Origin of the sequence: Wolbachia endosymbiont (group A) of Paraperithous gnathaulax (assembly GCF_964028485.1) — a bacterium.
GTDB classification, from domain to species: domain Bacteria; phylum Pseudomonadota; class Alphaproteobacteria; order Rickettsiales; family Anaplasmataceae; genus Wolbachia; species Wolbachia pipientis.
In genome coordinates this window covers 341,439-363,798 of the sequence record NZ_OZ034784.1, presented here as the reverse complement: position 1 = coordinate 363,798, position 22,360 = coordinate 341,439, and the positions used below count along the sequence as shown (strand labels likewise).

Below are 22,360 nucleotides of genomic sequence, written 5' to 3'. Positions count from 1 at the left end.
TAAATAAATAGCTTCAGTTTCATGATAGGGGGGATGGCAAAGCTTGTCAAGGAATTTTTATGGCCTAGCGTCACGTGCTGGAATGACATTTGGGAATATGTTATCCGTTTGTCACTTCTAAATGATAAGAGCCTCAATGAATTTATTAGTTTATTACATGTCTCTTTTCATGTATAAATCTATAGAAAGTTTTATACGGAAGTTGTTTTATGAGCAAAATTATAGAAATCAGAGCACCAAAAACTCTTGGTGGTGAATCAGTTACAGAAGGTATAGTAAAAATAAAGAAGGGTATTGGAGAAGCAGTAAAAGTAGATGACTTGATCTTTGAAATTGAAACTGACAAAACAGCACTCGAATTAACTGCAGAAGCTTCAGGGCAAATAACTGAATTTCTTATAAAAGAAGATGATGTAATAAGTCCTGATCAATTGTTAGCGAAGCTTTCCATGGGAGAAGTAAAAGAGGAAGCGAGAAAAGAAGATAAAAGCGAAAGTGCTGCTAAAAAAGATGCTCCATCAGCTCGTAAAATTATGGAAGAAAATGCAATCAGTGCAGAAAGCGTCAAAGGAACTGGCATGGGAGGCAGAATAACAAAAGCAGATGTGATAGGCCATATGAACAAAGCTGAACAACCTGCAATAAAACAATATGAATTGCCAAAAAGTGTAGTAAATGGAGAGCAAAGAGAGGAACGAGTAAAAATGAGCAAAATAAGGCAAGTAATTGCCGCTCGTTTGAAAGCATCGCAAAATACTGCTGCAATACTGACCACGTTCAATGAAATTGACATGAAGAATGTCATGGATCTAAGAGCAAAATATAAGGACGCCTTTGAAAAAAAATATGGAATAAAACTTGGTTTTATGTCGTTTTTTATAAAGGCAGCGGTGCAAGCATTGAAAGAAATTGCTGAAATTAACGCTGAAATCTCAGGCGATGAAATCATATATAAACATTACTATGACGTAGGTGTTGCTGTTGGCACCGATAAAGGTCTTGTTGTACCAGTTATTCGGGGTGCCGATCAGATGTCATTTGCAGAAATTGAGTTGACTTTAGTTGCTCTTGGCAAAAAAGCTCGTGAGGGTAAATTACAAGTATCAGAAATGGAAGGTGCAACATTTACCATCTCAAACGGTGGAGTATACGGTTCACTTCTTTCCACTCCGATAATAAACCCTCCGCAATCTGGAATACTTGGAATGCATTCAATACAAAACAGGCCAGTTGCTGTTGGTAATGCAGTAGAAATCAGACCTATGATGTACATTGCTCTCTCTTACGATCACAGAATAGTTGACGGCAAAGGAGCAGTAACTTTCCTCGTTAAAATAAAAAATTATATAGAAGATCCAAATAGATTAGTTTTGGAAGTGTAGCTCAAATGAATTGTTGTTAATCCAGTATTGCTAAAAACCTAAATGTCATCTAGTTCTGCCAGCAGTTTAGCAACTTCCGGATGATCAGGGCCATAATGTTTCTCAAAAATAGGCAAGGCCTGTTCAAGCAATTCCTCTTGTTTCTTGTGATCGCCCAAAGCGCCATAGGCAATACCAAGATTTGCCAGTAGTTTGGCAACTTGAACATGACCAGAGCCATAATGTTTCTCAAAAATAGGTAAAGCTCGTTCAAACAACTCTTTTGCTTTCTGATGATCGCCAAAAGTGCCATAAACGATACCGAGGGTTGCCAGTAATTTAACAACTTCAAAATGGTCGAGGCCGTAATGTTTCTTTCGAATTGCTAGAGCCTGTTCAAGCAACTCTTTTGCCTTCTGGGGATTACCTAAAACCCTATAAGAATTACCGAGGTTTGCCAGTGTTCTAGCAACTTCAAAATGGTCAGGCCTGTAATGTTTCTTTTTGATTGCTAAAGCCCGTTCAAGTAACTCCTTTTGTTTTTTATAGTCACCTAAATCCACATGAGAGATACCAAGGTTTGTCAGAGTAATAGCGACTTCAAAATAATCGGGGCCATAATGTTTCTCAGAAATAGGTAAAGCCCGTTCAAGCAACTCCTTTTTTTTCTTGTGATCACCTAAATCTCCATAAGCATTACCTAGATTTATCAGTGTTTTAACAACTCCAGAATGACCAAAGCTATAATGTTTCTCTTGAATTATTAAAGCTCGTGCAAGCAACTCCTTTTTTTTCTTGTGATCACCTAAATCTCCATAAGCATTACCTAGATTTATCAGTGTTTTAACAACTCCAGAATGACCAAAGCTATAATGTTTCTCTTGAATTATTAAAGCTCGTGCAAGCAGCGTTTTTGCTTTCTTGGGATCGCCTAAAACTATGTAAACGCCACCTAAGTTTGTCAGTAGTTTAGCAACTATAAAATGATCAGGGCCATAATGTTTCTCTTGAATTATTAAAGCCCGCACAAGCAACTCCTTTTTTTTCATGATTACCTGACGCACCATAGGCAATACCAAGATTTGCAAGTGGTATAGCAACTTCAGGATGATCAGGACTGTAGTGTTTCTTAAGGACGGGTAAAGCCCGTTCAAGCAACTCTTTTGCTTTTTGAGGAGTACCTAAAGCCCTATAAGAGTTACCAAGGTTTGCCAGTGTCCTAGCAACTTCGAAATGGTCAGGGCCATAATGTTTCTCAGAAATAGGTAAAGCCCGTTCAAGCAATTCCTTTTGTTTCTTATGATCACCCAAATCCCCATAAGCGATACCGAGGTTTGTTAGTGCTATAGCAATTGTGAAATGATCGGGGCCATAATGTTTCTCAGAAATAGGTAAAGCCCGTTCAAGCGACTCCTTTTGTCTTCTAGGATTACCCAAGTAATAATATCCATCACTCATTCGTATTAACAAATCCACAAGATAATCCTTCTCTATTGTTTGCTTTTCTAAAGGATTTTTTCCTAGCCAATCATCTATATGTGATAAGAACGTTTCTAAATGTGGTAACAACTGTCGTTTCTTAGCATAATCTTCTAATTTGTCACTGTCGTCAGGGAAGCTTTCTTTTAATAATTGAAAAACGGTTTTTATATCTTTTTTAATTTTTCCACTTTCCTTTGACTTTAGCCTAATTACATCTTGTACTAAACAGTGAATAGAAACACTACTACTCTGCTCATTGGACACTAGCATCGAATATCTCAATAATATACCTAATACTTCTTCAAAAGGTTTTTCTTCAGAATTGTTCTCTACAATCTCAGGAAATATTCTTAACAAATCTTTAGGAATATCATTGTCTAAATATGCACAAGCTACTAACAACTTGCTTGCTAGTTTAGACTCATTACGAATTGCGTCCATTGTAATATCCCAAGTAATAAACACAGGCTCATGGTTAGAATCCTTAGGTAGTGTTTTATGAGATAATAAATAAAGCTTCCTTTCTGCATAAATTTCTAAGTAACGTGAGATAGTCATTTTGTTTTCTTTGATGTAAGCGCAAGCCTGAGCTAATGCCAAAGGTAATCTACCTAACTTTTCTGCCAATATACCTATATTTGGCCTATCGCTTTCTGAAACCTGGCCTAGAATTTTCTTAACATATAATTCTGATTCTGGGGGAGTAAAAACGTCTACACCTATACTCCCTTGTGGCCATTCAGTATTACGAGACGTAACTATTATTTTGCCGCCTTTTGTAGGTCTGAGCTTAGAAATGACTTCATAATTTGATACATTATCATAAATCAACAACCAGCCTTCACGTTTAGAATCTTCTAGCCAGTTTTTCACATAATAAGCTCGCTGTGCAATAGAAATGTTGTCTTCATCGTGAATAATATTTAATTTTCTTCCTAAATTAACATATTCACTGAGTAGTTGATCTTCATCTTTTGCATTAAACCAACATATTGCCTTGTATTCTTTCCCATGTTTTTGAATAAAATCTAGCACTGACTGTGTTTTACCTACTCCACCTAACCCGTACAAAGCAGTTAATATAACTGGCTCATTTTTTGTCTTTAGATGATTTACTATTTCTTCATTGAGATATTCTCGTTCAATGAAATTTCCACTAGCTATTTTAGGTGGAATGTTCCACCGTTCAAATAGATCTTCTCTAGGTTTGAGACTATAAAGATGTTCTATAACTTCCCTAAAATAATCGTCTTTTCTTGTTAGATAAGAAACTTTGCTACCCTGTTGTGCCCACCATTTCCCTACCTTGTCATATACACGGACAAAAACTGTATCAATATCTTCTTCCCCTGATATTTTGTATATATTCCCTATTTCTTTCTTAATAATATCATCTAATTTTGAATGATTAGGTTGATCAACTACAAACCTTATTCTAAGTAAAAAATCTTCTATTTCATCGTCACTACCACAACTGAAGTATTTTTTCAGTTCAGTATGATTTTTTATTTTGTAGCACGTTCCTTTTTGACCTTCATAAATATTTAAAGTGTTATCATTTGTTAACTTTGACTCTTCCAGATACTTCTCTAATGTTTCTACGCTTCCTTGTTTCTCTGTACCTTTTTTTAGGTTCACATTGACATTAGTATGAATGACAAGCGTAATATCACTGTTCTTACACTCAGGGTTTTGCTTAATCTCAGGATGAGATTCAAAATATTTGTTTAACCCGAAATCTTCTTTCTGTTGCTTTCTATCATTTCCATCAATAAACAAATCTTCAAAAGTAATATTCTTCGAAGAGCGATGTGTATTGCAGTACTTAGCTTGAACCAAGATAATTCTCGATTTGTTCTTCTGATCTTTATACTCAAAAAAAATATCATCAAAGGCTCCAAAACCTTCTATGTTTGATGCTAACCAAAAGTCAATTTTACTACTTAACCCATGAAGTAGATACAGCATTAATAATTTTACTTCATACTTGCGACCATGATCACCTGTTGATGTGCCATCTCTCTTCTTAAATGTACGATTACTAAGTACTTCAGACTGTTTGTTTTCTACATTCATACCCTACTAAACCTACGAATAACTTCTTTCTATAAAAAATTAAAGTCACCAAGTGCCTAAGATAATGCAACAGATTCTTTAACATTGTAATAACAGTGCCGAACAGGGTCAATTTTGTTTGCTGTCTTAAGCATAAAGATTCCCCGAATCTAATATGTCATTGCTGTAGGCTGCATTTAGTAATATAATCTCATATTAAATAAGACTTTACTTAAGTTTATGCTAGATTCTCCGCTAATTTTGACAGCCATTCTTATATTTTTTATTTTTACGTTGTCATTCTTTTTTATAAGAAAGATATTTGGATCAACAAACAAGAAGATAATAAAATCCTTTAGGAAAATTGTTCAGCAAATAAATGCATTAGAAACAGAAATGCAGAGCTTATCTGATGAGGAGCTTGCTGGTAAAACTGAAGAATTCAATCGAGAATTGAAAAATGGGAAAACGTTAAATGATCTTCTCGTACCTGCATTTGCAGTTGTGCGTGAAGCCTCTCGAAGATTTCTTAACATGAGGCACTTTGATGTTCAACTGATTGGTGGAATGGTGCTCCACAATGGCATGATATCAGAAATGAAAACAGGAGAGGGAAAGACACTCGTTGCAACTTTAGCAGCATATCTAAATTCCTTAGAAGGGAAAGGCGTACATGTCGTAACTGTTAACGACTATCTTGCAAAACGAGACACAGAGTGGATGAGCAAATTATATAATTCTCTTGGGGTTTCTGTTGCGTTTATTACGAATAACTTGACAGACGAAGAGAGGAAAGAGGCTTACAGTGCAGATATCGTGTATTCCACAAATAACGAGCTTGCCTTTGATTACCTGCGAGACAATATGAAATTTTCTCAAGAAGACATGGTTCAGAGAGGCTTTCACTACGGAATAGTTGATGAAGTGGACTCAATACTCATTGATGAAGCTCGCACTCCGCTTATTATTTCTGGCCCGGTTGAGGAAAACAATCAGATATATAAGCATATCAATAAAATAGTAACCAAATTAGTTGACTCCGATTATGAAGTAGATGAAAAAGGTAGAACGGTATTCTTGACTGAAGATGGTATTTCACGAGTGGAGGAACTACTAAGGTCATACAATCTCATTCCTGAAAATTCCTCGCTCTATGATACTGACAGCATGATAATGACTCATTATATAGACCAAGCATTACGTGCATATAAGCTGTTTACTGCTGATAAAGATTATATAGTAAAGGATGGCAAGGTAGTGATTATTGATGAATTTACTGGGCGTATGATGGAGGGCAGAAGATATTCCGATGGTCTTCATCAGGCACTTGAAGCGAAGGAGAATCTTGAAATTCAGCATGAAAACCAAACTTTAGCATCGGTCACATTTCAGAATTACTTTCGTATGTACAATAAACTTTCCGGAATGACGGGAACAGCAGCAACAGAGGCAGAAGAGTTTCGTGATATATACAGATTAAATGTAGTAAAAATTCCAACCAATGTACCTGTAAAAAGAGTTGATATTGATGATGAAATTTACGGTACAGAAAAGGAAAAATTTAATGCTGTGTTGAAGTTTATAGAAGAATGCTACAAACGCCTTCAACCGGTCCTTGTTGGCACGGTGAACATCGAAAACTCTGAGAAGCTTTCTGCGCTTTTGCAAAGCCATTCTCTTAAGCATTCAGTATTAAATGCTCGTTATCATGAACAAGAGGCGTACATAATAGCGCAAGCTGGAGTGCCAGGTAGTATCACTATAGCAACTAACATGGCAGGACGTGGAACTGATATTCAGCTTGGTGGAAATGCTGAAATGATTGCAAAGGTGGAGCTAAAGAAGATAAAAAATGCTGATGAAAGAGAAAAAAAATACCAAGAAATAGTTGAAAGAGTAAAAAAAGATAAGGAAATTGCTATAAAAGCTGGTGGTTTATGTGTGGTTGGAACCGAAAGACATGAAAGCAGGAGAATAGATGATCAATTACGCGGCCGTTCTGGTCGTCAGGGGGATCCTGGACTTTCTAAGTTCTTTTTATCGCTCGAAGATGACCTAATGAGAATATTCGGCTCTGATAGAATGAGAAGCTTTTTACAAAAAGTAGGGTTAAAGAATAACGAAGCTATTCATCATCCATGGATCAATAAGGCACTCGAGAAAGCGCAAAAGAAAGTTGAAGCTAGAAACTATGACGTGCGGAAATCTCTACTTAAGTTTGATGACGTAATCAATAACCAACGTAAAGTTATTTTTAAGCAGAGAAACAATATCTTAGGCAACGAAATTAATGATATATTTGAAGTGTATAGCGAAGTAAATGAGAGCGTAGTAGAAGGTATAATCCAAAGTGGCTATTACGAAGATTATGTTGAAGATATAGCCAAAGAATTCCATACAAGGTATGGAATAACGCTTGATAAAGAAGACTTGGCAAAGTTTTTGAATAAACAAGAAGCTTTGAATTATATAAATGATAAGATACAAGAATTTTTTACTGAGAAAGAAAAATATTTCAACAGTCAGCACACTACAGATTTGTGGAATACGATCGTGAAGCAAATGATGATAATGACACTTGATCATTTATGGAGGGAACACCTTTCAGTTCTAGAGAGCCTAAGACAAAGCATAAGCTTACGTGCTATGGGGCAGAAAGATCCACTGAATGAATTTAAACGCGAAGCTTTCTTGATGTTTGAGTCAATGCTTGAAAAATGGAAGGAACTCACCATTCACCGCTTAGCACACTTTAAGTTGGCAGACAACCAAGAGATAGGCAATAGGTTACATTCTGCTAGAAATAGCAGACTTCCCAAAGTCTCAAGAAATGACAAATGTCCTTGCAACTCCGGAAAGAAATACAAACACTGCCATGGTGCGGTTACTGTGGTGAACTAATAATTATGGTTATACAGTTTGTTTATTTCCATCAACATTACTGCAGCTAACCTCACTTAGCTTACTGTTTAATGAATGCTCTGATGACTTATATGCAACTCCATAGGTAATACCACCAACTATCAGTACAGATGCTACAGTAATTCCAATTATTGCTAGTGCAGGTAATGCAGTGGCATAGGCAAGTACTAGTGGAACTACAACAGCAGATATAACACCCACAGTAATTCCTGCTGTTATAGCTTTAGGTCTATGGATGCATGATGGATTTGCACCATAATTTAGCAGGAGTTTTGCCATCCTTGGACTAGGTTTGTAAGGTTCATAAAAATTACCTAGTAAAGTTGTGTCACAATCTAGTAGCAGTTTTCCTCCTAACCTTATATTACGGTAACTATAATTAAGAGTAGCATAGTATAAAGGTGCCCTTCCATCCTTGTCTTTTATATTAGCATCTGCACCTTTTTTTAATAGCATTTCTATTGTTTGTATAAGTTCATAACCAATAGCATAATGCAAAGGAGTTTTTCCATCCTCGTCTTTTATATTAACATCTACTCCTCTTTGTAATAAAAGTCCCGCTATCTTTGCTGCACTATCATCCTTCATAGGAGTACATATGTTAGCATTACATGTAGCATAGTGCAAAGCAGTTCCTCCAGATTTATCCTGTAGATTAACATTTGCCACTTTCTCCAATAACATTTGCACTATTTCTATATCTCTTTTGCCAGCAGCTACATGTAAAGGAATCTCTTTATCTTCATCTTGTGCATTAACGTCTGCTCCCTCTTCTAGCAAAACTTCTACTACTTGCGTATACCCATACTGAGCAGAATAATGTAAAGAGGTTTTTTTCCATACATCTTGTACATTAACATTAGCCCCGCTTTTTATTAGGTGTTTTACTACTTTTCCACAACCATTTTTAGCTGCTATAAGTAATAAACCACAATTAAGTACTTCAAATGTGTGATTTATATCAAACTGGTTACTTTCCCACTCACTGTAGATATCTGGAAGCTTCTGCTGTAGTTCATCTTTGATTTTCTCAACTACATTTTCTGCACTCAGGTCTGGACTACTGTTGACTTCTTGTAGTATTAACCTTAATGTCATTTCCTTCTCCAAGATATAAAATTTTATTATGGCATATGGAGTGGATTATGTCAATGAAGAACTAAGAAACTGGTTCTTCTTTTTTTCTATAGCTTTAGGTTTACCTACAATTTGAAAAACAACAAATTCGTCATTCCGCTACTCGTTAGCGCCGCGGCGGTATGATGTAGGGAAACCTTTCTTGGGTTAGCTATAAAGTTAAAATTCGACCAGGGCAGCCGCAATAAGGTAGCAAACGCCATCATGTCTTTAGGAGAGTTTGCTAATGAAGGCTCTTAAGTTGACGCCATTGCCTGAACGGATACGCCAATTTTTATGTTCATTTGTAACCGTCTATTATTTTACACCCCAGTCTTTTTCAAATATTGCTAGCCCTTGGTCAGTAAGTGGGTGATTAATTAATTGTCTAAGTACTTTTGCTGGCACAGTAATTGAATCAGCACCAAGCCTTGCAGCTTCTATTACATGCGCTGGGCTTCTCACTGATGCAACAAGAACTTTAGTATCAAAACCGTAATTAGAATATATAGTACATATATCTTCTATTAGCGATAAGCCATCATAGCTTATATCATCAAGGCGACCAACAAAGGGGGAAATAAAACAAGCACCGACCTTAGCGGCAAGCAGTGCTTGTCCAGGAGAAAAACATAATGTGATGTTAACAGGTATTTTATGCTCTGTCCATAACTTTTTACAAGAAATTAATCCTTCATGTGTAAGAGGTAATTTGATCACAACATTATCAGCAATTTTTGCTAAATTCAGACCTTCTGTGATCATCTCTTCATGGCTATCTGCAACAACTTCAACACTAACAGGCCCTTTTATAATAGAGCATATTTCACGCACTAAATCCTCGTATTTATCTTTACGCCCGGACTTTGCTATTAAAGAAGGATTAGTTGTTATGCCGTCAATGAACTCCTTTAGTCCTTTAATTTCATTTAAATCAACGCTATCAAGAAAAATTTCCATATTAATCTCCTATAAAAAAAATACCCTTGCAAAATCTTGTCATCCTACCGCTTGACTTACAACCGTATGAACTTTCTGCGTTGTAAACATCAAACAGCCGATAACACAACTGTACAAATATTGAGACATAAGAGTAATTTGTACCAAGAAAAAAGATGTCATCCCAGTGCCCAGACCCCTTAGACAATGTACCATCTTTTGATTTTGTCCATTCTGGGCGGGGTTTTCAAGTTCTTTGATCTTAAATACTACATCTACTTTATCAAGATCAATGTTGACTTCTTTTACTAATGTTCTAATAAGACTACGTTTGGCTTGCCAATCTAGGTCCGATTTAACACTAGAATAAAAGCCCTTTATGCTATTTGTAATAAGATTCATTTTCTGCCGTATTCCCTTTTACCTTTTTCTTCTCTCCTTCAATCTCTTTTAAACGTTACTTCATTTTTTTTATTGCCTGCTTAAAGTCTTCCTTACTTATAGTTAGTGCATACTTTGTTGCCGTAAAAACTTCTGGTACCCAAACAATTGTAATAAGTATACACAATCTTTGTCAACTATTTTCGGCACTGGTATATTGACCTTACCCAGAAAAAGTGGAGAGAAAGAAAAGAGTTTTTTTGGGTAAAATAAAATTTTGGAGGATTAGAAATGGTAAGAGAATATACGGCAGAATTCAAATTGGAAGCTGTTAAACTGGCAAATGAACAAAGAAAGGCAGGTCAAACAATTACAAAAATAGCAAGAGATTTAGGAATAAAGGGTGGTTTATTAGGAAAATGGATGAAGAAATATAACGAAAAAAAGTCAGCGGCAAATGCATTTCCAGGTAGAGGTAACATGGCTCCTTACGACAAAGAGAGGTTTGATTTACAAAGCAAGAGTAACAAGGGAAAGAGACATTTAAAAAAAAGCCCTGGCCAGTCAAAAAGAGTAAAATATTTTTTTATATAGTAACTGCTATAAAGTACAGGAATTATGTAGGATTTTCTGCTAGTGGCTACTATAAGTGGACCACAAGAAAAATAAGCAGTAGAGAATCAGCAAATAAAGAGCTACTCGAAGCTATTCAAAAAATATATCAAGTTTCTAAATGTAGATATGGAGCTCCTAAAATTCATGCTGAATTGAAGGCTTTGGGTAAAAGTTGCAATTTGAAAACGGTGCAAAGTATTATGCAGAAAAATGACATCAGGGCTATACTGAGAAGAAAGTTTAAAATTAAAAAACAACAAACAGATAATAGAGCTGTAGCTCCCAATATACTAGATCAAAACTTTATTGTTGATCAACCAAATAAAGTATGGGATTACTTACATCAAAACCAAGGAGGGATGGCTATATTTGGCAGCAATAATTCTCACGTATGGTAGTTAATGAGTAGTGCAATAAATAAACAATTGGTTATGAACTCTTTATTAATGGCCATTAATAGGCGTAAACCTGTTAAAAATCTACTGCTGCACAGTGACCAAGGTTCACAATATACTGCGCAAGGGTATCAATATCTCTTAGCTGTAAAGAATATAGATGAGTAATAAAGGCTGTTGTTACGACAATTCTGTTGTGGAAAGCTTCTTCAGTTCTCTAAAAAGGGAGTTACCAATAGACACCTCTCGGCACTCTAAACAGCATATCAAAACTGCTATATTTGAATATATAGAAATTTTTTATAACAAACAACGTCACTATTAACTATTGCATTCCTGAGCATTTTGATTCATCATTCTCTTTGTGAAAAACATTCCAAACTTTCTCTCCACTTTTTCTGGGTAAGGTCAGATACTATAAACTATAAAAAAATTTCTCCGATAGTTCATATAGCAAGTAAATTCACAAAATGAAGACTATTATTTTTATTACAGGTGTATCTACGGTTGGAAAATCAAGTTTGGCTCATATATTAGGTTCAAAGCTTTTTATGCCTAGAAACTTTGCAATTCCACTAACTATAGCTAACCCAAGAAAGGTTTCCCTACGTCATACCGCCGCGGTATCTCAGCATAGATTCCGCTAACGAGTAGCGGAATGACGAATTTGTTGTTTTTCAAATTGTAGGTAAACCTAAGCCACTTTAGCTATACTTGTAGAGAAAAAAGAATAGATGATGATCCTAAATATTTAATAAATTTGACTACTGAGGAATTTCAAAAATCTCAATTTTTTATTAATTGTGATATGGTACATTCTATCTTCATATAGCTTTCCTCTTCATACCTCAACTAATGAAATCAGAAGCATCAACTCCCTTTTGCAAGCAAGCAGCAATAACAGTGTTCATCATTAGAAATGCAATGGTCATTGGGCCAACGCCCCCGGGTACTGGGGTCATAGCTTTGGCTTTCCCTTTTATTCCTTCAAAGTCAACATCACCTACAAGCTTTCCTACGTTAACGCTATTTATGCCAACATCGATCACTATTGCACCTTTCTTTATCCAGTCTGCTTGAACAAAATTTGGCTTTCCGACTGCTGCAACTACTATATCCGCTTTAGAGCAATATTCAGCTAAATCCTTGCTTTGTGAATGCAAGATGGTGACAGTGCAGTTTTCTTGCAATAGCAGGTAAAACATTGGCTTGCCCACGATATTTGACCTACCAATTACCACTGCGTTTTTACCGGAAAGGTTCTCTTCAATTGACTTAATTAAATGCAAAGAACCTTTAGGAGTGCAAGGTATAAGGCAGTTTTTTTCACCTTTAACTAATTTGCCAACGTTTTCATCATGAAAGCCATCTACATCTTTTTCAACACTTACTGTGTTAATTACTCTGCTTGCACTAATATGATTTGGTAAAGGCAATTGCACTAAAATGCCATGCACAGATGGATCTTCATTTAATTCATTGATTTTTTCAATTAATTCATCTTCTAAAATATTATTAGGCAAAACAATGGTCTCAGAACTTATGCCTATTGATTCTGCTTTTTTCTGTTTGTTGCGAACATAAACCTGACTTGCTGGATTGCTACCCATGAGAATTACTTTCAGGCAAGGAAAAATGTTATACTCTCTCTTTAAAATATCAATTTTTTGTGATAGCCTCTCACATAGGTCGTTTGCTATTTTTTTACCATCAATAATAATTGTCACTTCCTTGCCACTCCTTAAAGTCGGGTAATTTGATATCAAATAAATCCAATACTTTGCCAACAGAATGATTAATAATATCATCCAACGATTTCGGTTTAATATAAAAAGCAGGCACTGGTGGAGCAATAATTGCTCCCATCTCCGTTAATTTTAACATATTTTGTAAATGCCCAAGATGCAGTGGTGACTCTCGCACCATAAGAACTAACTTTCTTCTTTCTTTTAGCGTTACATCTGCAGCCCTTGTCAATAGATTGGAAGTAACACCTGATGCGATTTCAGACATTGTCTTCATAGAGCATGGTGCTACAATCATCCCTGAGGTTTTAAATGAGCCGCTTGCTATTTTTTCTCCAATCTTTTCTTCAGAATAGTAAAAATCTGCAAGTGATGTAATATCTTCAAGTTTTTCTTTAATCTCGTGAGCTAAAGTTACTTTCCCAGCACGACTTATCACTAAATGAGTTTCATAATCGACGTCTTTCAACGCTTCTAAAATACGCACACCGTAAATAGAACCAGATGCTCCACTTATTCCAATTACAATTCTGCTATTCACTTAACTCTTCTTCGTAGCTCATTCCCAATGCACGTTTATAGGTATCAAGCAATATTTCTTGTTCCTCTCTGTCATCATCATCCATCTTCCTCAGCCTAATAATTTGTTTCATCACTTTTATATCCCAACCTTCATCTGCGGCTTTTGCATATACATCACGAATGTGATCTTGCACATCCCTCTTTTCTTGTTCAAGTTTTTCGATTCTCTCTATGTAACCCTTCAACTCTTCAGCCGTTATTTTTACTGTATCTTCCATGAAACTCCACTAATTAATTGCTGCCACTAATATTACCAATTTTTACTTGCACTTCAACAACAGTAATAATATTTTTATCTTTTTTTAAAATCTTAAAGCGAAAACCATACATGGAAAACTCCTCGCCTTCGTCAGGAATGCGCTCTATTTCATTCACAATCATACCTGCTAGAGTTGTAGCTTCTTCATCAGGGAGATTCCAGTATAACTGCCTGTTAATGTCCCTAATAGTAGATTTTCCTTCTATGTGATACATATTATCAGATATTTTCTTTATAAAATTCTCCGTAATCAAATCATGTTCATCCGAAATTTCTCCAACTATTTCTTCCAGTATATCCTCAAGAGTTACAATTCCCTGCAGTGCTCCATACTCATCAATAACAAATGCAAGGTGTTTCCTGTTCTTACGGAAGTTGTGAAGTTGCACGCTGAGCGGTGTACTTTCTGGTATGAACCAAGGCCTTGACATAACTTGGGTAATGTCAACTTCTTCCGCTTTATTATTCTTTTCACGCAAAGCATTTATTAGAGCTTTCACGTGAATTACACCTACAATGTTATCTGGTTCCTTCTGCCATAAAGGTACTCTACTGTGACTGCTGGTTAAAATCTCTCTTATTAACTCTTCTTTATTCCGATCTATATCAAGAGAAAATAGGTTTCTTCTATGGGTCATAATTTGTGATATCTCTGTCTCAGCCAAATCAAGTATGCTGCTTAGCATATCTAAATCCTGTTGCAACATAGTTCCTTCACTGCGGTGAAGAGTAATCATATTACGCATTGCATCCGCTGCAGATATCACTTCCTTATCTTTATGCAGCCCACATAATTTTAGGATGAGGTTAACAATAAATTGAATACCTAGTGTCAATGGAGAAAAAATCTTTACAAAAAACAATACAAAATAAGCAGAAAATGATGCAAATTTTTCAGGATTTTGAATAGCATAAGTTTTTGGTAGAACTTCGCAGAACAATAAAATACAAAATGTCATTATAATTGTTGATAGGAGAATGCCCTCATTTCCAAAAAGATTGATAAATATTGCTGTAAATAAAGCAGAGCAAGTAATATTAATAATTGTATTGCCGAGCAATACCGTTCCTATTGTCAATTCTTTCCTATTTAATAAGCGATCTATTACCCTGGCTTTTTTGTTACCGTCTAGCTTTAGCTTATTAACTCGAGAACGGCTAATTGAGGTTAAGCCTATTTCTGCTCCTGAGAACAAAAACGATAAAACTAACAAAACAAAAATTGCTGATGATACTAAGACCAATAACCAATCCATTAAAGTACGATGTTATTGTGATAAAAAATAAAATTAATTTTACATGTTATGAGAGGCATTTGCAAGCCTGAATTTATATTGCCGAATTTTATATACCTTTAATCTTAAAAAACAAATCATAAAGCATATTACACGCTGCGTTCACATGCTCATCCTCAATGATAAGTGGTGGGGTTACCCTTACTACTTTGTTGTTTAAAACCCTAGTTATTATTAAACCTTTATCAAGAGATCGACTAATAATTTTATCAGCTACAAGAGTTGCTAGTTCTATTCCCATTAGTAACCCTTCTCCACGAACTTCTAAAATCATCTCAGGAAATTCTTTAGCTAAAAGCAACAGCTTTTCTTTTAAATATTTACTAATTCTTTTAACATGATCAAAAAAGCCTTCTTTTAGCATTATATCGAGCACTGCATTACCAACAGTCATGGCAAGTGGATTGCCACCATAGGTTGATCCATGAGTTCCTGGAGTAATTGCTTCTGCTATATAATCTTTCACTAAACATGCAGCTACAGGAAAACCGTTACCCATAGCCTTCGCACAGGTTAGCATATCAGGTTCAATGCCGACATTTTGATAATGAAATAAAGAACCGATGCGTCCATATCCGCACTGCACTTCATCAAAGCACAAAATTATTCCTTGAGCTTTTGTTATTTCCCTTACTTTTTGAAGATATTCTACGTCTAGTGGATATACTCCACCTTCGCTTTGTATGGGCTCTAAAAATACAGCAGCTATTTCATTGTTGATTTTTTCTTCTAATGCTTTAATGTCATTTCTTGGCACTTTATCAAAACCAGAAAGGAGCGGAGCAAAACCTTCGCGTGATTTTTCATTGCCTCCAGCAGAAATTGCAGCAATACTGCGGCCATGAAAGCCTCCTTCAATTGTAATAATACGATTACGTTTTGCTTGCCCTTTTGAATAAAAGTAACGACGAATAAACTTAATTGCAGCTTCTGTTGCTTCAAGCCCACTTGAGCAGAAAAAAACTTTATCTGCAAAAGTAAGGGTTGTTAAACGCTCGGCAAGCCTTTCTTGCTCGGGAATAGTGAAAATGTTAGAGCAGTGCCATAATGAGCTCGATTGCTCTTTCAGCTTATCTGTAATGTATGGATGACAATGCCCTAAAGAAGTTGTAGAAATACCTGCAGCAAAATCTAAATATTTTTTACCATCTTTATCAAAAAGATATGCCCCTTCTCCCCTGACTATAGGAGTGTCAAGTCTATTATACGCATTAACAACATGATCCATTTTATAAGTATTGTGGTATTATCTATACTATACCTGAAATGAATCCATTAACACAAAGCTTTTCCTTTAACCTCTTATGCTACTTCAACTAAAAATTTGGCTAATGCAAACCTTTTTTGTCATTCTATAGCTAAAGTGACTTGGTTTTACCAACACTTATTAGCCATTGTAAAAGTTTTTGTTTCTATTGAATGATAGTTGTAGCCTATGCAAGAAGTTTATTGACTTTGAGCGCACTTTAGCCTATACAATTTTAATATCTTAAACTACTGGACATGCCCGATCTAAAGACAATGATGTTAAATTTTGGACCTCAGCACCCAGCTGCACATGGAGTGTTGCGTCTTGTTTTAGAGATGGATGGTGAAGTGATCGAGAGGGCAGATCCCCATATTGGGCTTTTGCACCGCGGTACTGAAAAATTAATAGAACATAAAACGTATCTTCAAGCTTTGCCTTATTTTGATCGCCTTGATTACGTATCACCAATGTCACAAGAGCATGCATATTCACTTTGTGTGGAGAAATTGTTGCAATGTGAAGTGCCAATTAGGGCAAAGTATTTACGTGTCTTGTTTTGTGAACTGACGAGAATACTAAATCATTTACTGAACGTTTCTTCTCAAGCACTTGATGTTGGAGCAATGACCCCTCTTTTATGGCTCTTTGAAGAAAGAGAAAAAATACTGGAATTTTACGAAAGAGCTTCAGGTGCAAGGTTTCACGCAGCTTACATCAGGCCAGGTGGAATTGCAGCAGATGTTCCAGAAGATTTGATTGAGGATATTGCAAAGTTTATAGAGCAATTTCCAAAATATATAGACGATGTTGATGAACTTTTAACAGAAAATAGGATATGGAAGCAACGCACTGTAGGAATTAGTGAAATATCAATTAAACAGGCACTTGATTGGGGCTTTAGTGGCCCAATGTTGCGCGCTGCTGGGCTTGCTTGGGATTTGCGAAAAAGCCAGCCATATGAGATATATGATCAACTAGATTTTGATATACCGATCGGCCAAAATGGCGACTGTTATGACCGTTATCTAGTTAGAATGGCAGAGATTAGGCAATCTATCAGTTTGGTGAAGCAGTGCATAGAGAAAATGCCTGAAGGGCAAATAAAAACTGAAGATAGAAAAATTTCTCCACCGTCAAGAGCAGAGATGAAAAAATCTATGGAAGCTCTGATTCACCATTTTAAGCTCTATTCAGAAGGATATCACGTACCAGAAGGTGAGGCTTACGCAGTTGTTGAGGCACCAAAAGGTGAGTTTGGAGTGTATATAGTTTCAGATGGTACCAATAGACCTTATAGGTGCCGAATAAGAGCACCTGGCTTTGCGCATTTACAAGCCTTAGACTTTATGGCAAAAGGACACATGCTTGCTGACGTTGCAGCAATTATTGGCTCACTCGATATAGTTTTTGGTGAGATTGATAGGTAATCATTGGTACCCGTTCAGGCAATGGCGTCATGCAAGTAGCTGACACATAACTGTACGAACATTTGTTTGCAAAGGCAGTATGTTAAGTGTTATAGCCGATTTTGCCTCAAACACAAAGGCAGTGCCTTGACTACTTGGATCCAGAAAAATTGATTGTGTACTATACAACATTTTTGATCAAAAGCGTAACCGTTCACTGTTAGACTGCATTCTGTGATTTTTAGCAAAACATGATCTTTCATTTGAGCTTCCTTCAATTTAAAATAAATACAGAAAATTGCTGCCTATAGCTAAACTGACTTAGATTTACCAACAATCGTCATCCCGCTACTTGTTAGCGGCTAAGAGATACCGCGGCGGCATAGCTATCTTCAAAAATATGGTTGAATAATTGTGTGTATAATTATTAATATTTTTAAACACTTTGGCTATGGCTTTATCTAAGTTTCTCGACCCTAAGCTGGATTTAACCTTCAAAAAAATATGTAGGGTCAAGAACTGGCGCGCCTACTTTAGGGTTTGGTGGCTGATCCATTGTTTTCACAATAGGCCTCAATCCAAATTCCCATGTTAACGTTTCCAGCTCCCGCCTCGTCAAACGCAGCATCCGCACTACGCTTTCCTAGCAGATTCTTTACCAAAGTTTATAACATATTGTGCTGGTGATGCTTTCGGTTTGTAATACCTTATTCTATAGTCTGAATATAGACCCAGCGTTTTGTATATCCATTCGCTACTCCACTTCTTCCAACCAAACCCTCTCTTCACTTTCAGCTAATAAGTGATTTTCTATTTCACCTTCCAAACTTGCCTCCAGCAGCTTTTTTATAAATGGTGTAAATGCTCCATCCCTTCCTGTTAATGGTCTGCCTTCCCTTATTGATGACAGTATATTTGCTTCCAGTTCTTTGTAATCTACCAAACCGGTAGTTCTGTTTACTACTTTCTGACTCATTGTCAAACCTCCATTTTTTTTATATCAATTTATTACTTTTTTTTTTGGTTTGACACACTTTTTTGAACATTCCCTGTTAAGATGCCTAATCTACTTTCAGCTCCTCAGTATGTAAACTGCGTGGTAAAGACTCTAATTCCTTTGCAGCACTTAAACTTTTATTTTTTGCATGTATACCAAGCTTATTGAATTCTCGAGCAGCAGGAAACACCCTTGCTTCAAGAGAGCCAGCAGTTTTATTATAATGATCAACAGCACTTTTTAAGCTCCTGCGCAAATTATCAAAGTTTTCACCCATTGTGCAAATGCGCTCATATAAAATATGACCTAGTTCACTGATTTTCTTTGCGTTTTCAGCTATCATCTCTTGCTTCCATCCATACGCTATTGCTCTCAGCAACGCAATTAGAGTGATCGGTGTTGCAATGATCACTTTTTTTTCCACTCCAATCTCTATCAAAGCAGGCTCATATTCCAGTGCTGCGCTAAAAACCCCCTCCCCTGTTAAGAAAAGCACCACAAGTTCTGGCGTATTTTCAAATTGATTCCAATACTCTTTTTTACCCAAATCATTTATGTGTTTTTTTATTGCCAGGGAATGATTCTTTAATTTCTCCTTTTGTATTTGCAAATCATTTTGTGATATAGCATCCATGTAAGAATCAAGCGGCACTTTAGCATCTATTATTATTTGCTTTCCAGATGGCATTTTGATTATTAAATCAGGACGCAATAAATTATCCTCGTTTTTATCAACCACTGACGGCTGAGTAAAAAAATCGCAATATTCAATCATTCCCGCCATTTCTACCACCCTTTTGAGTTGCATTTCACCCCACTTTCCTCTGATGTGAGGCTTTCTCAAGGCATTAGCAAGGCTGGAAGTTTGGTTCATCAGCGCTCCAATTTGCTCCTTTAAACCTTCATAGGCCCCTACCCTCTCTTTTTCCAGCTCGCGTATTTCATTATCAAATTTTTCTAATTTTTCTTTTATTGGAGTTACAACTTCGTTGATCGTTGCTTGTCTTTTTTTGAAATCGCTTTCCGTTTCTTTTAATTTACTATCGATTACTTCCTTTGCTAAGTTCAGAAAATTATTGTTATTTGTCTGCAAAGCATCAAGAGAGAGCGCTTTAAAAGTGTTTGTTAATCTCTCCTCTGCTTTTGTTAGTAATTCTATTTCCTTTTTCTTTTCCTCACGTTCTTTTTGCAGAGTTACTTCAAGTTCTGCTTTTTTGACCCTTAAATCAACTATTTCTTCATTCTTCGTAAGCAAAGTTTGCTTTGTTTCTTGAAGTTCTTGCTCTAATTTACATAAATTACCCTCAAGGTTTGCTTTCTTTTCGCTCAGTTTTTTTACGATAATGTAGAAAAATAGTAATAGAGAGACAACCAGAGCTATAGAATTGAAAAGCATCAGAATAAAAAAGCTGTATTTACAATTCTATATGATTTTTGTGTGTATAAGAAAGAAAAAAGGAGCACCTAAAGAGGTGACCTTACCCAGAAAAAGTAGAGAGAAAGTTAAGACGTTTTTATCATGAGAATAAATTGTGCAGGAATGCAATAGTTAATAGTAGAATGTCTACGTTATTTGTTATAAAAGATTTCTATGTATTCAAATATGGTAGTTCTGGTTTGTTGAGCGAGAAGTATCAATAAGCAGCTCCCTTTTAAGTGAACTTTTCTGCAACAGAGTTATCGTAACAACAGCCCTTATGGCTCATGCTGGAAATGATGTTTTTTGTATTCAATAGAAATTGGTAATTTTGAGAGGTATACTGTGACCCTTGATCGCTATGTAACAGCAGATTTTTATCGGGTTTGCGTTTATCAACGGCCATCAATAAAGAATCTATAACTAATTATCATGTTACTCATTAACCACCATGCGTGAATATAGGTCAATTATTGCCGCCAACAACCTTCTTTAGTTTTTATGTAGGTAATCCCAAACTTTATTTGGCTGATCAGTAGTAAAATTTTGATCCAATGTGTTCGGAGCCACAACTCGGTTGCTTATTTGCTGTTTTTTATTTTTGAACCTTCGTCTAAACTTGGCTTTAATGCCATTTTCTTGCATAACACTTTGTACTGTTTTAATTTTTGCCTAAAGCTTTTAATTCAGCGTGAATTTTAGGGGCTCCATATCTGCATTTAGAAGCTTGATGTATTTTTTGAATATCTGCTAGAAGCCCTTCTTTTGCTAATTCTTTACTGCTTTTTTCCTTAGCAACCCATACCACCAGTACAAAACCCTACATAGTTCCTGTGTTTTATAGCAATTTCTATATAAAAGAATACTTTACTCTTTTTCTTTGCCCAGGGCTTTTTTTAAGATGTCTCTTTCTCTTATTAGCTCTTTTTTTAGATCAAATCTTTCTTTGTCATAAGGAGCCTTTGCCTGGAAATGCGTATGCTCCAGACATTTTTCCATTATATTTTCTTACTTAACATACTGCCATCTATACCTAGATCTTTTGCTATTTTTGTACTTGCTTGACCTGTTTCTTTAACCAGCTTAACAGCTTCTAATTTGAATTCTGCTGTATATTCTCTTCTATTTGTCATATTTTGAAAAAACGTTTTATTTTACTCCAAAAACGTCTTAACTTTCTCTCTACTTTTTCTGGGTAAGGTCACTACTTGGATGACAGATAGTAGTGCGAAAGTCTCTTACAACTTACTTTTAATTAGTCTAACCCATGCGTGCCAATCCCTCTCACCAAGATTGCTTTCAAAAGATAGGAGATCCTTTACAGCTTTTGAGCAAATTTCTTCACTTGGAATTGATAACTCCTTATTCATTGCTAACGTTAAACATTGAGTTTTGCACGCTTGTTCTAAATGATACGAGTAAAACATTGCTTCTTGTATAGTCCGACCACACGTTATAGATCCATGATTACGCATTAACATGACAAAATTTTCTTTCAGATCAGCTATTAACCTCTTTCCTTCTGTATCGCTAAGTGCTAGGGAATTATAATTATGGTAAGAGATTTTATTGTAAAAGTGCAGTGCCCATTGACTTATAGGAAGCAGCCCATCTTTGAGAGAAGAAACCGCTACAATAGAAGGTGTATGCAAGTGAAAAATTGCTTGAATATCTTTCCTTGCTTGATAAACAAAACCATGAATTATATAGCCAGTTCTATTATATTGATATTCTTTGCCTTCAATTACATCTCCATCAAATGATACTTTCATTAACGAACGTTCATCTACTTCATCAAAACGCATACCAAACGGATAAATATAAAACGACTTTTGATCTTCAGAACGCACTGAAAGGTGAGTATATGTATGATCATCGAACTTAAGGTAGGACAAAATCTGATAGGCATAGACTAGATCCCTTTTTACTCTGCTCTTTGTTAACAACACAATCCTCTGTTAGAATCTTCTGAAGGTTTATACGCGAAAAGAGACTTGTAGTAAACTAATAAGTCTATGCCACTCTGTCTTGCTTTCTGAATACCAAACACTTTTGTGTTGTAGCTTGCTTAAAAATAGTTATCGTTATTATAGAGTTTATATACAGAATTTATGTTTTTAAATTACATAATATCTTAACTACAA

At 35.8% G+C, this 22,360-nt stretch carries 23 protein-coding genes and 1 pseudogene; 7 read left to right on the top strand and 17 right to left on the bottom strand.

The window, feature by feature from the left end; translation table 11 throughout:
* The first annotated feature begins 209 nt into the window (after positions 1-209).
* The gene (odhB, locus tag ABWU74_RS02020) at positions 210-1,382 is read left to right on the top strand and encodes a 2-oxoglutarate dehydrogenase complex dihydrolipoyllysine-residue succinyltransferase (protein WP_010962667.1); all 1,173 of its coding nucleotides are present in this window, start codon (positions 210-212) and stop codon (positions 1,380-1,382) included.
* 38 nt (positions 1,383-1,420) lie between these two features.
* On the opposite strand, the gene ABWU74_RS02015 is transcribed toward odhB, so the two are convergent.
* Together ABWU74_RS02015 and ABWU74_RS02010 are read right to left on the bottom strand one after the other, a co-directional pair.
* A complete protein-coding gene (locus ABWU74_RS02015; protein ID WP_353289362.1) occupies positions 1,421-2,410 on the bottom strand; it encodes a tetratricopeptide repeat protein in 990 nt (329 codons plus the stop codon).
* Positions 2,349-4,919, bottom strand: a complete 2,571-nt coding sequence (locus ABWU74_RS02010; protein WP_353289361.1) for a tetratricopeptide repeat protein — start codon at positions 4,917-4,919, stop codon at positions 2,349-2,351. The genes ABWU74_RS02015 and ABWU74_RS02010 overlap by 62 nt, the downstream gene beginning before the upstream one ends.
* A 219-nt stretch (positions 4,920-5,138) precedes the next feature.
* Between ABWU74_RS02010 and secA the strand changes: the two genes are divergently transcribed.
* Positions 5,139-7,799, top strand: a complete 2,661-nt coding sequence (secA, locus tag ABWU74_RS02005; protein ID WP_353289360.1) for a preprotein translocase subunit SecA — start codon at positions 5,139-5,141, stop codon at positions 7,797-7,799.
* Between the two features lie 9 nt (positions 7,800-7,808).
* Here the strand turns inward: secA and ABWU74_RS02000 are convergent, their stop codons facing one another.
* From ABWU74_RS02000 to ABWU74_RS01990, 3 genes are all read right to left on the bottom strand, one after another.
* Positions 7,809-8,918, bottom strand: a complete 1,110-nt coding sequence (locus tag ABWU74_RS02000) for an ankyrin repeat domain-containing protein (RefSeq protein ID WP_209472768.1) — start codon at positions 8,916-8,918, stop codon at positions 7,809-7,811.
* Positions 8,919-9,254: 336 nt separating this feature from the next.
* The gene (gene fsa / locus ABWU74_RS01995; protein ID WP_007552982.1) at positions 9,255-9,896 is read right to left on the bottom strand and encodes a fructose-6-phosphate aldolase; all 642 of its coding nucleotides are present in this window, start codon (positions 9,894-9,896) and stop codon (positions 9,255-9,257) included.
* A gap of 39 nt (positions 9,897-9,935) precedes the next feature.
* Complete coding sequence (locus ABWU74_RS01990) at positions 9,936-10,277, bottom strand: hypothetical protein (RefSeq protein ID WP_213862869.1); 342 nt, start codon at positions 10,275-10,277, stop codon at positions 9,936-9,938.
* Positions 10,278-10,547: 270 nt separating this feature from the next.
* On the opposite strand from ABWU74_RS01990, the gene ABWU74_RS01985 reads away from it, so the two are divergent.
* From ABWU74_RS01985 to ABWU74_RS01965, 4 genes are read left to right on the top strand one after another with little or no spacing between them, the layout of a single operon-like run.
* Positions 10,548-10,850, top strand: coding sequence for a transposase (locus tag ABWU74_RS01985; protein WP_209472831.1), 303 nt, complete (start codon positions 10,548-10,550; stop codon positions 10,848-10,850).
* A complete protein-coding gene (locus ABWU74_RS06675; protein WP_144078574.1) occupies positions 10,835-11,269 on the top strand; it encodes an IS3 family transposase in 435 nt (144 codons plus the stop codon). Before ABWU74_RS01985 ends, ABWU74_RS06675 begins: the two co-directional genes overlap by 16 nt.
* A 3-nt stretch (positions 11,270-11,272) precedes the next feature.
* On the top strand, positions 11,273-11,434 hold the full coding sequence (locus tag ABWU74_RS01970) for a DDE-type integrase/transposase/recombinase (RefSeq protein ID WP_010082071.1): 162 nt from the start codon (positions 11,273-11,275) through the stop codon (positions 11,432-11,434).
* On the top strand, positions 11,427-11,591 hold the full coding sequence (locus ABWU74_RS01965; RefSeq protein WP_141456809.1) for an IS3 family transposase: 165 nt from the start codon (positions 11,427-11,429) through the stop codon (positions 11,589-11,591). Before ABWU74_RS01970 ends, ABWU74_RS01965 begins: the two co-directional genes overlap by 8 nt.
* Positions 11,592-12,114: 523 nt before the next feature.
* Here the strand turns inward: ABWU74_RS01965 and folD are convergent.
* The 5 genes from folD to ABWU74_RS01940 form a co-directional block, all read right to left on the bottom strand.
* Entirely contained in the window at positions 12,115-12,993 is an 879-nt protein-coding gene (gene folD / locus ABWU74_RS01960) for a bifunctional methylenetetrahydrofolate dehydrogenase/methenyltetrahydrofolate cyclohydrolase FolD (RefSeq protein WP_209472766.1), read from the bottom strand.
* The gene (locus ABWU74_RS01955; RefSeq protein WP_010082294.1) at positions 12,977-13,552 is read right to left on the bottom strand and encodes a UbiX family flavin prenyltransferase; all 576 of its coding nucleotides are present in this window, start codon (positions 13,550-13,552) and stop codon (positions 12,977-12,979) included. The genes folD and ABWU74_RS01955 overlap by 17 nt, the downstream gene beginning before the upstream one ends.
* Positions 13,545-13,811 (bottom strand): DUF2312 domain-containing protein, encoded by a 267-nt coding sequence (locus tag ABWU74_RS01950; RefSeq protein ID WP_010082293.1) that lies wholly within the window; start codon positions 13,809-13,811, stop codon positions 13,545-13,547. The genes ABWU74_RS01955 and ABWU74_RS01950 overlap by 8 nt, the downstream gene beginning before the upstream one ends.
* A gap of 13 nt (positions 13,812-13,824) precedes the next feature.
* Complete coding sequence (locus ABWU74_RS01945) at positions 13,825-15,108, bottom strand: HlyC/CorC family transporter (protein ID WP_010962674.1); 1,284 nt, start codon at positions 15,106-15,108, stop codon at positions 13,825-13,827.
* Positions 15,109-15,196: 88 nt separating this feature from the next.
* The gene (locus ABWU74_RS01940; protein WP_006280246.1) at positions 15,197-16,375 is read right to left on the bottom strand and encodes an aspartate aminotransferase family protein; all 1,179 of its coding nucleotides are present in this window, start codon (positions 16,373-16,375) and stop codon (positions 15,197-15,199) included.
* 275 nt (positions 16,376-16,650) lie between these two features.
* On the opposite strand from ABWU74_RS01940, the gene ABWU74_RS01935 reads away from it, so the two are divergent.
* Complete coding sequence (locus ABWU74_RS01935; RefSeq protein ID WP_010962676.1) at positions 16,651-17,823, top strand: NADH-quinone oxidoreductase subunit D; 1,173 nt, start codon at positions 16,651-16,653, stop codon at positions 17,821-17,823.
* Between the two features lie 760 nt (positions 17,824-18,583).
* Here ABWU74_RS01935 and ABWU74_RS01930 read toward each other — a convergent pair.
* The 7 genes and pseudogenes from ABWU74_RS01930 to ABWU74_RS01900 form a co-directional block, all read right to left on the bottom strand.
* Positions 18,584-18,778, bottom strand: a pseudogene (locus ABWU74_RS01930) (IS256 family transposase); the annotation flags it as partial.
* Positions 18,779-18,863: 85 nt separating this feature from the next.
* On the bottom strand, positions 18,864-20,195 hold the full coding sequence (rmuC, locus tag ABWU74_RS01925; protein WP_038199773.1) for a DNA recombination protein RmuC: 1,332 nt from the start codon (positions 20,193-20,195) through the stop codon (positions 18,864-18,866).
* Positions 20,196-20,451: 256 nt separating this feature from the next.
* A complete protein-coding gene (locus ABWU74_RS01920) occupies positions 20,452-20,622 on the bottom strand; it encodes a DDE-type integrase/transposase/recombinase (protein WP_080717647.1) in 171 nt (56 codons plus the stop codon).
* Positions 20,623-20,877: 255 nt separating this feature from the next.
* Positions 20,878-21,024 carry an IS3 family transposase gene (locus ABWU74_RS01915; protein ID WP_080717648.1) on the bottom strand — a complete coding sequence of 49 codons (147 nt, stop codon included), beginning with the start codon at positions 21,022-21,024 and terminating at the stop codon, positions 20,878-20,880.
* A gap of 59 nt (positions 21,025-21,083) precedes the next feature.
* Positions 21,084-21,215 (bottom strand): hypothetical protein, encoded by a 132-nt coding sequence (locus ABWU74_RS01910; RefSeq protein WP_255322265.1) that lies wholly within the window; start codon positions 21,213-21,215, stop codon positions 21,084-21,086.
* Positions 21,215-21,349 carry an IS3 family transposase gene (locus ABWU74_RS01905; protein ID WP_007548354.1) on the bottom strand — a complete coding sequence of 45 codons (135 nt, stop codon included), beginning with the start codon at positions 21,347-21,349 and terminating at the stop codon, positions 21,215-21,217. The genes ABWU74_RS01910 and ABWU74_RS01905 overlap by 1 nt, the downstream gene beginning before the upstream one ends.
* Positions 21,350-21,454: 105 nt before the next feature.
* A complete protein-coding gene (locus tag ABWU74_RS01900) occupies positions 21,455-22,165 on the bottom strand; it encodes a class II aldolase/adducin family protein (protein ID WP_010082280.1) in 711 nt (236 codons plus the stop codon).
* Positions 22,166-22,360: the final 195 nt, after the last annotated feature.

Bases quoted from the DNA above. Each gene is read 5' to 3' on its own strand.
- odhB (WP_010962667.1), top strand. From the start codon at position 210: ATGAGCAAAATTATAGAAATCAGAGCACCAAAAACTCTTGGTGGTGAA.
- ABWU74_RS01965 (WP_141456809.1), top strand. From the start codon at position 11,427: ATGAGTAATAAAGGCTGTTGTTACGACAATTCTGTTGTGGAAAGCTTC.
- ABWU74_RS01950 (WP_010082293.1), bottom strand. From the start codon at position 13,811: ATGGAAGATACAGTAAAAATAACGGCTGAAGAGTTGAAGGGTTACATA.
- ABWU74_RS01935 (WP_010962676.1), top strand. From the start codon at position 16,651: ATGCCCGATCTAAAGACAATGATGTTAAATTTTGGACCTCAGCACCCA.
- ABWU74_RS01970 (WP_010082071.1), top strand. From the start codon at position 11,273: ATGAGTAGTGCAATAAATAAACAATTGGTTATGAACTCTTTATTAATG.
- ABWU74_RS01985 (WP_209472831.1), top strand. From the start codon at position 10,548: ATGGTAAGAGAATATACGGCAGAATTCAAATTGGAAGCTGTTAAACTG.
- ABWU74_RS02015 (WP_353289362.1), bottom strand. From the start codon at position 2,410: ATGAAAAAAAAGGAGTTGCTTGTGCGGGCTTTAATAATTCAAGAGAAA.
- ABWU74_RS02000 (WP_209472768.1), bottom strand. From the start codon at position 8,918: ATGACATTAAGGTTAATACTACAAGAAGTCAACAGTAGTCCAGACCTG.
- ABWU74_RS01945 (WP_010962674.1), bottom strand. From the start codon at position 15,108: ATGGATTGGTTATTGGTCTTAGTATCATCAGCAATTTTTGTTTTGTTA.
- secA (WP_353289360.1), top strand. From the start codon at position 5,139: ATGCTAGATTCTCCGCTAATTTTGACAGCCATTCTTATATTTTTTATT.
- fsa (WP_007552982.1), bottom strand. From the start codon at position 9,896: ATGGAAATTTTTCTTGATAGCGTTGATTTAAATGAAATTAAAGGACTA.
- ABWU74_RS01905 (WP_007548354.1), bottom strand. From the start codon at position 21,349: ATGACAAATAGAAGAGAATATACAGCAGAATTCAAATTAGAAGCTGTT.
- ABWU74_RS01990 (WP_213862869.1), bottom strand. From the start codon at position 10,277: ATGAATCTTATTACAAATAGCATAAAGGGCTTTTATTCTAGTGTTAAA.
- ABWU74_RS01910 (WP_255322265.1), bottom strand. From the start codon at position 21,215: ATGGAAAAATGTCTGGAGCATACGCATTTCCAGGCAAAGGCTCCTTAT.
- ABWU74_RS01940 (WP_006280246.1), bottom strand. From the start codon at position 16,375: ATGGATCATGTTGTTAATGCGTATAATAGACTTGACACTCCTATAGTC.
- rmuC (WP_038199773.1), bottom strand. From the start codon at position 20,195: ATGCTTTTCAATTCTATAGCTCTGGTTGTCTCTCTATTACTATTTTTC.
- ABWU74_RS01920 (WP_080717647.1), bottom strand. From the start codon at position 20,622: ATGGCCGTTGATAAACGCAAACCCGATAAAAATCTGCTGTTACATAGC.
- ABWU74_RS02010 (WP_353289361.1), bottom strand. From the start codon at position 4,919: ATGAATGTAGAAAACAAACAGTCTGAAGTACTTAGTAATCGTACATTT.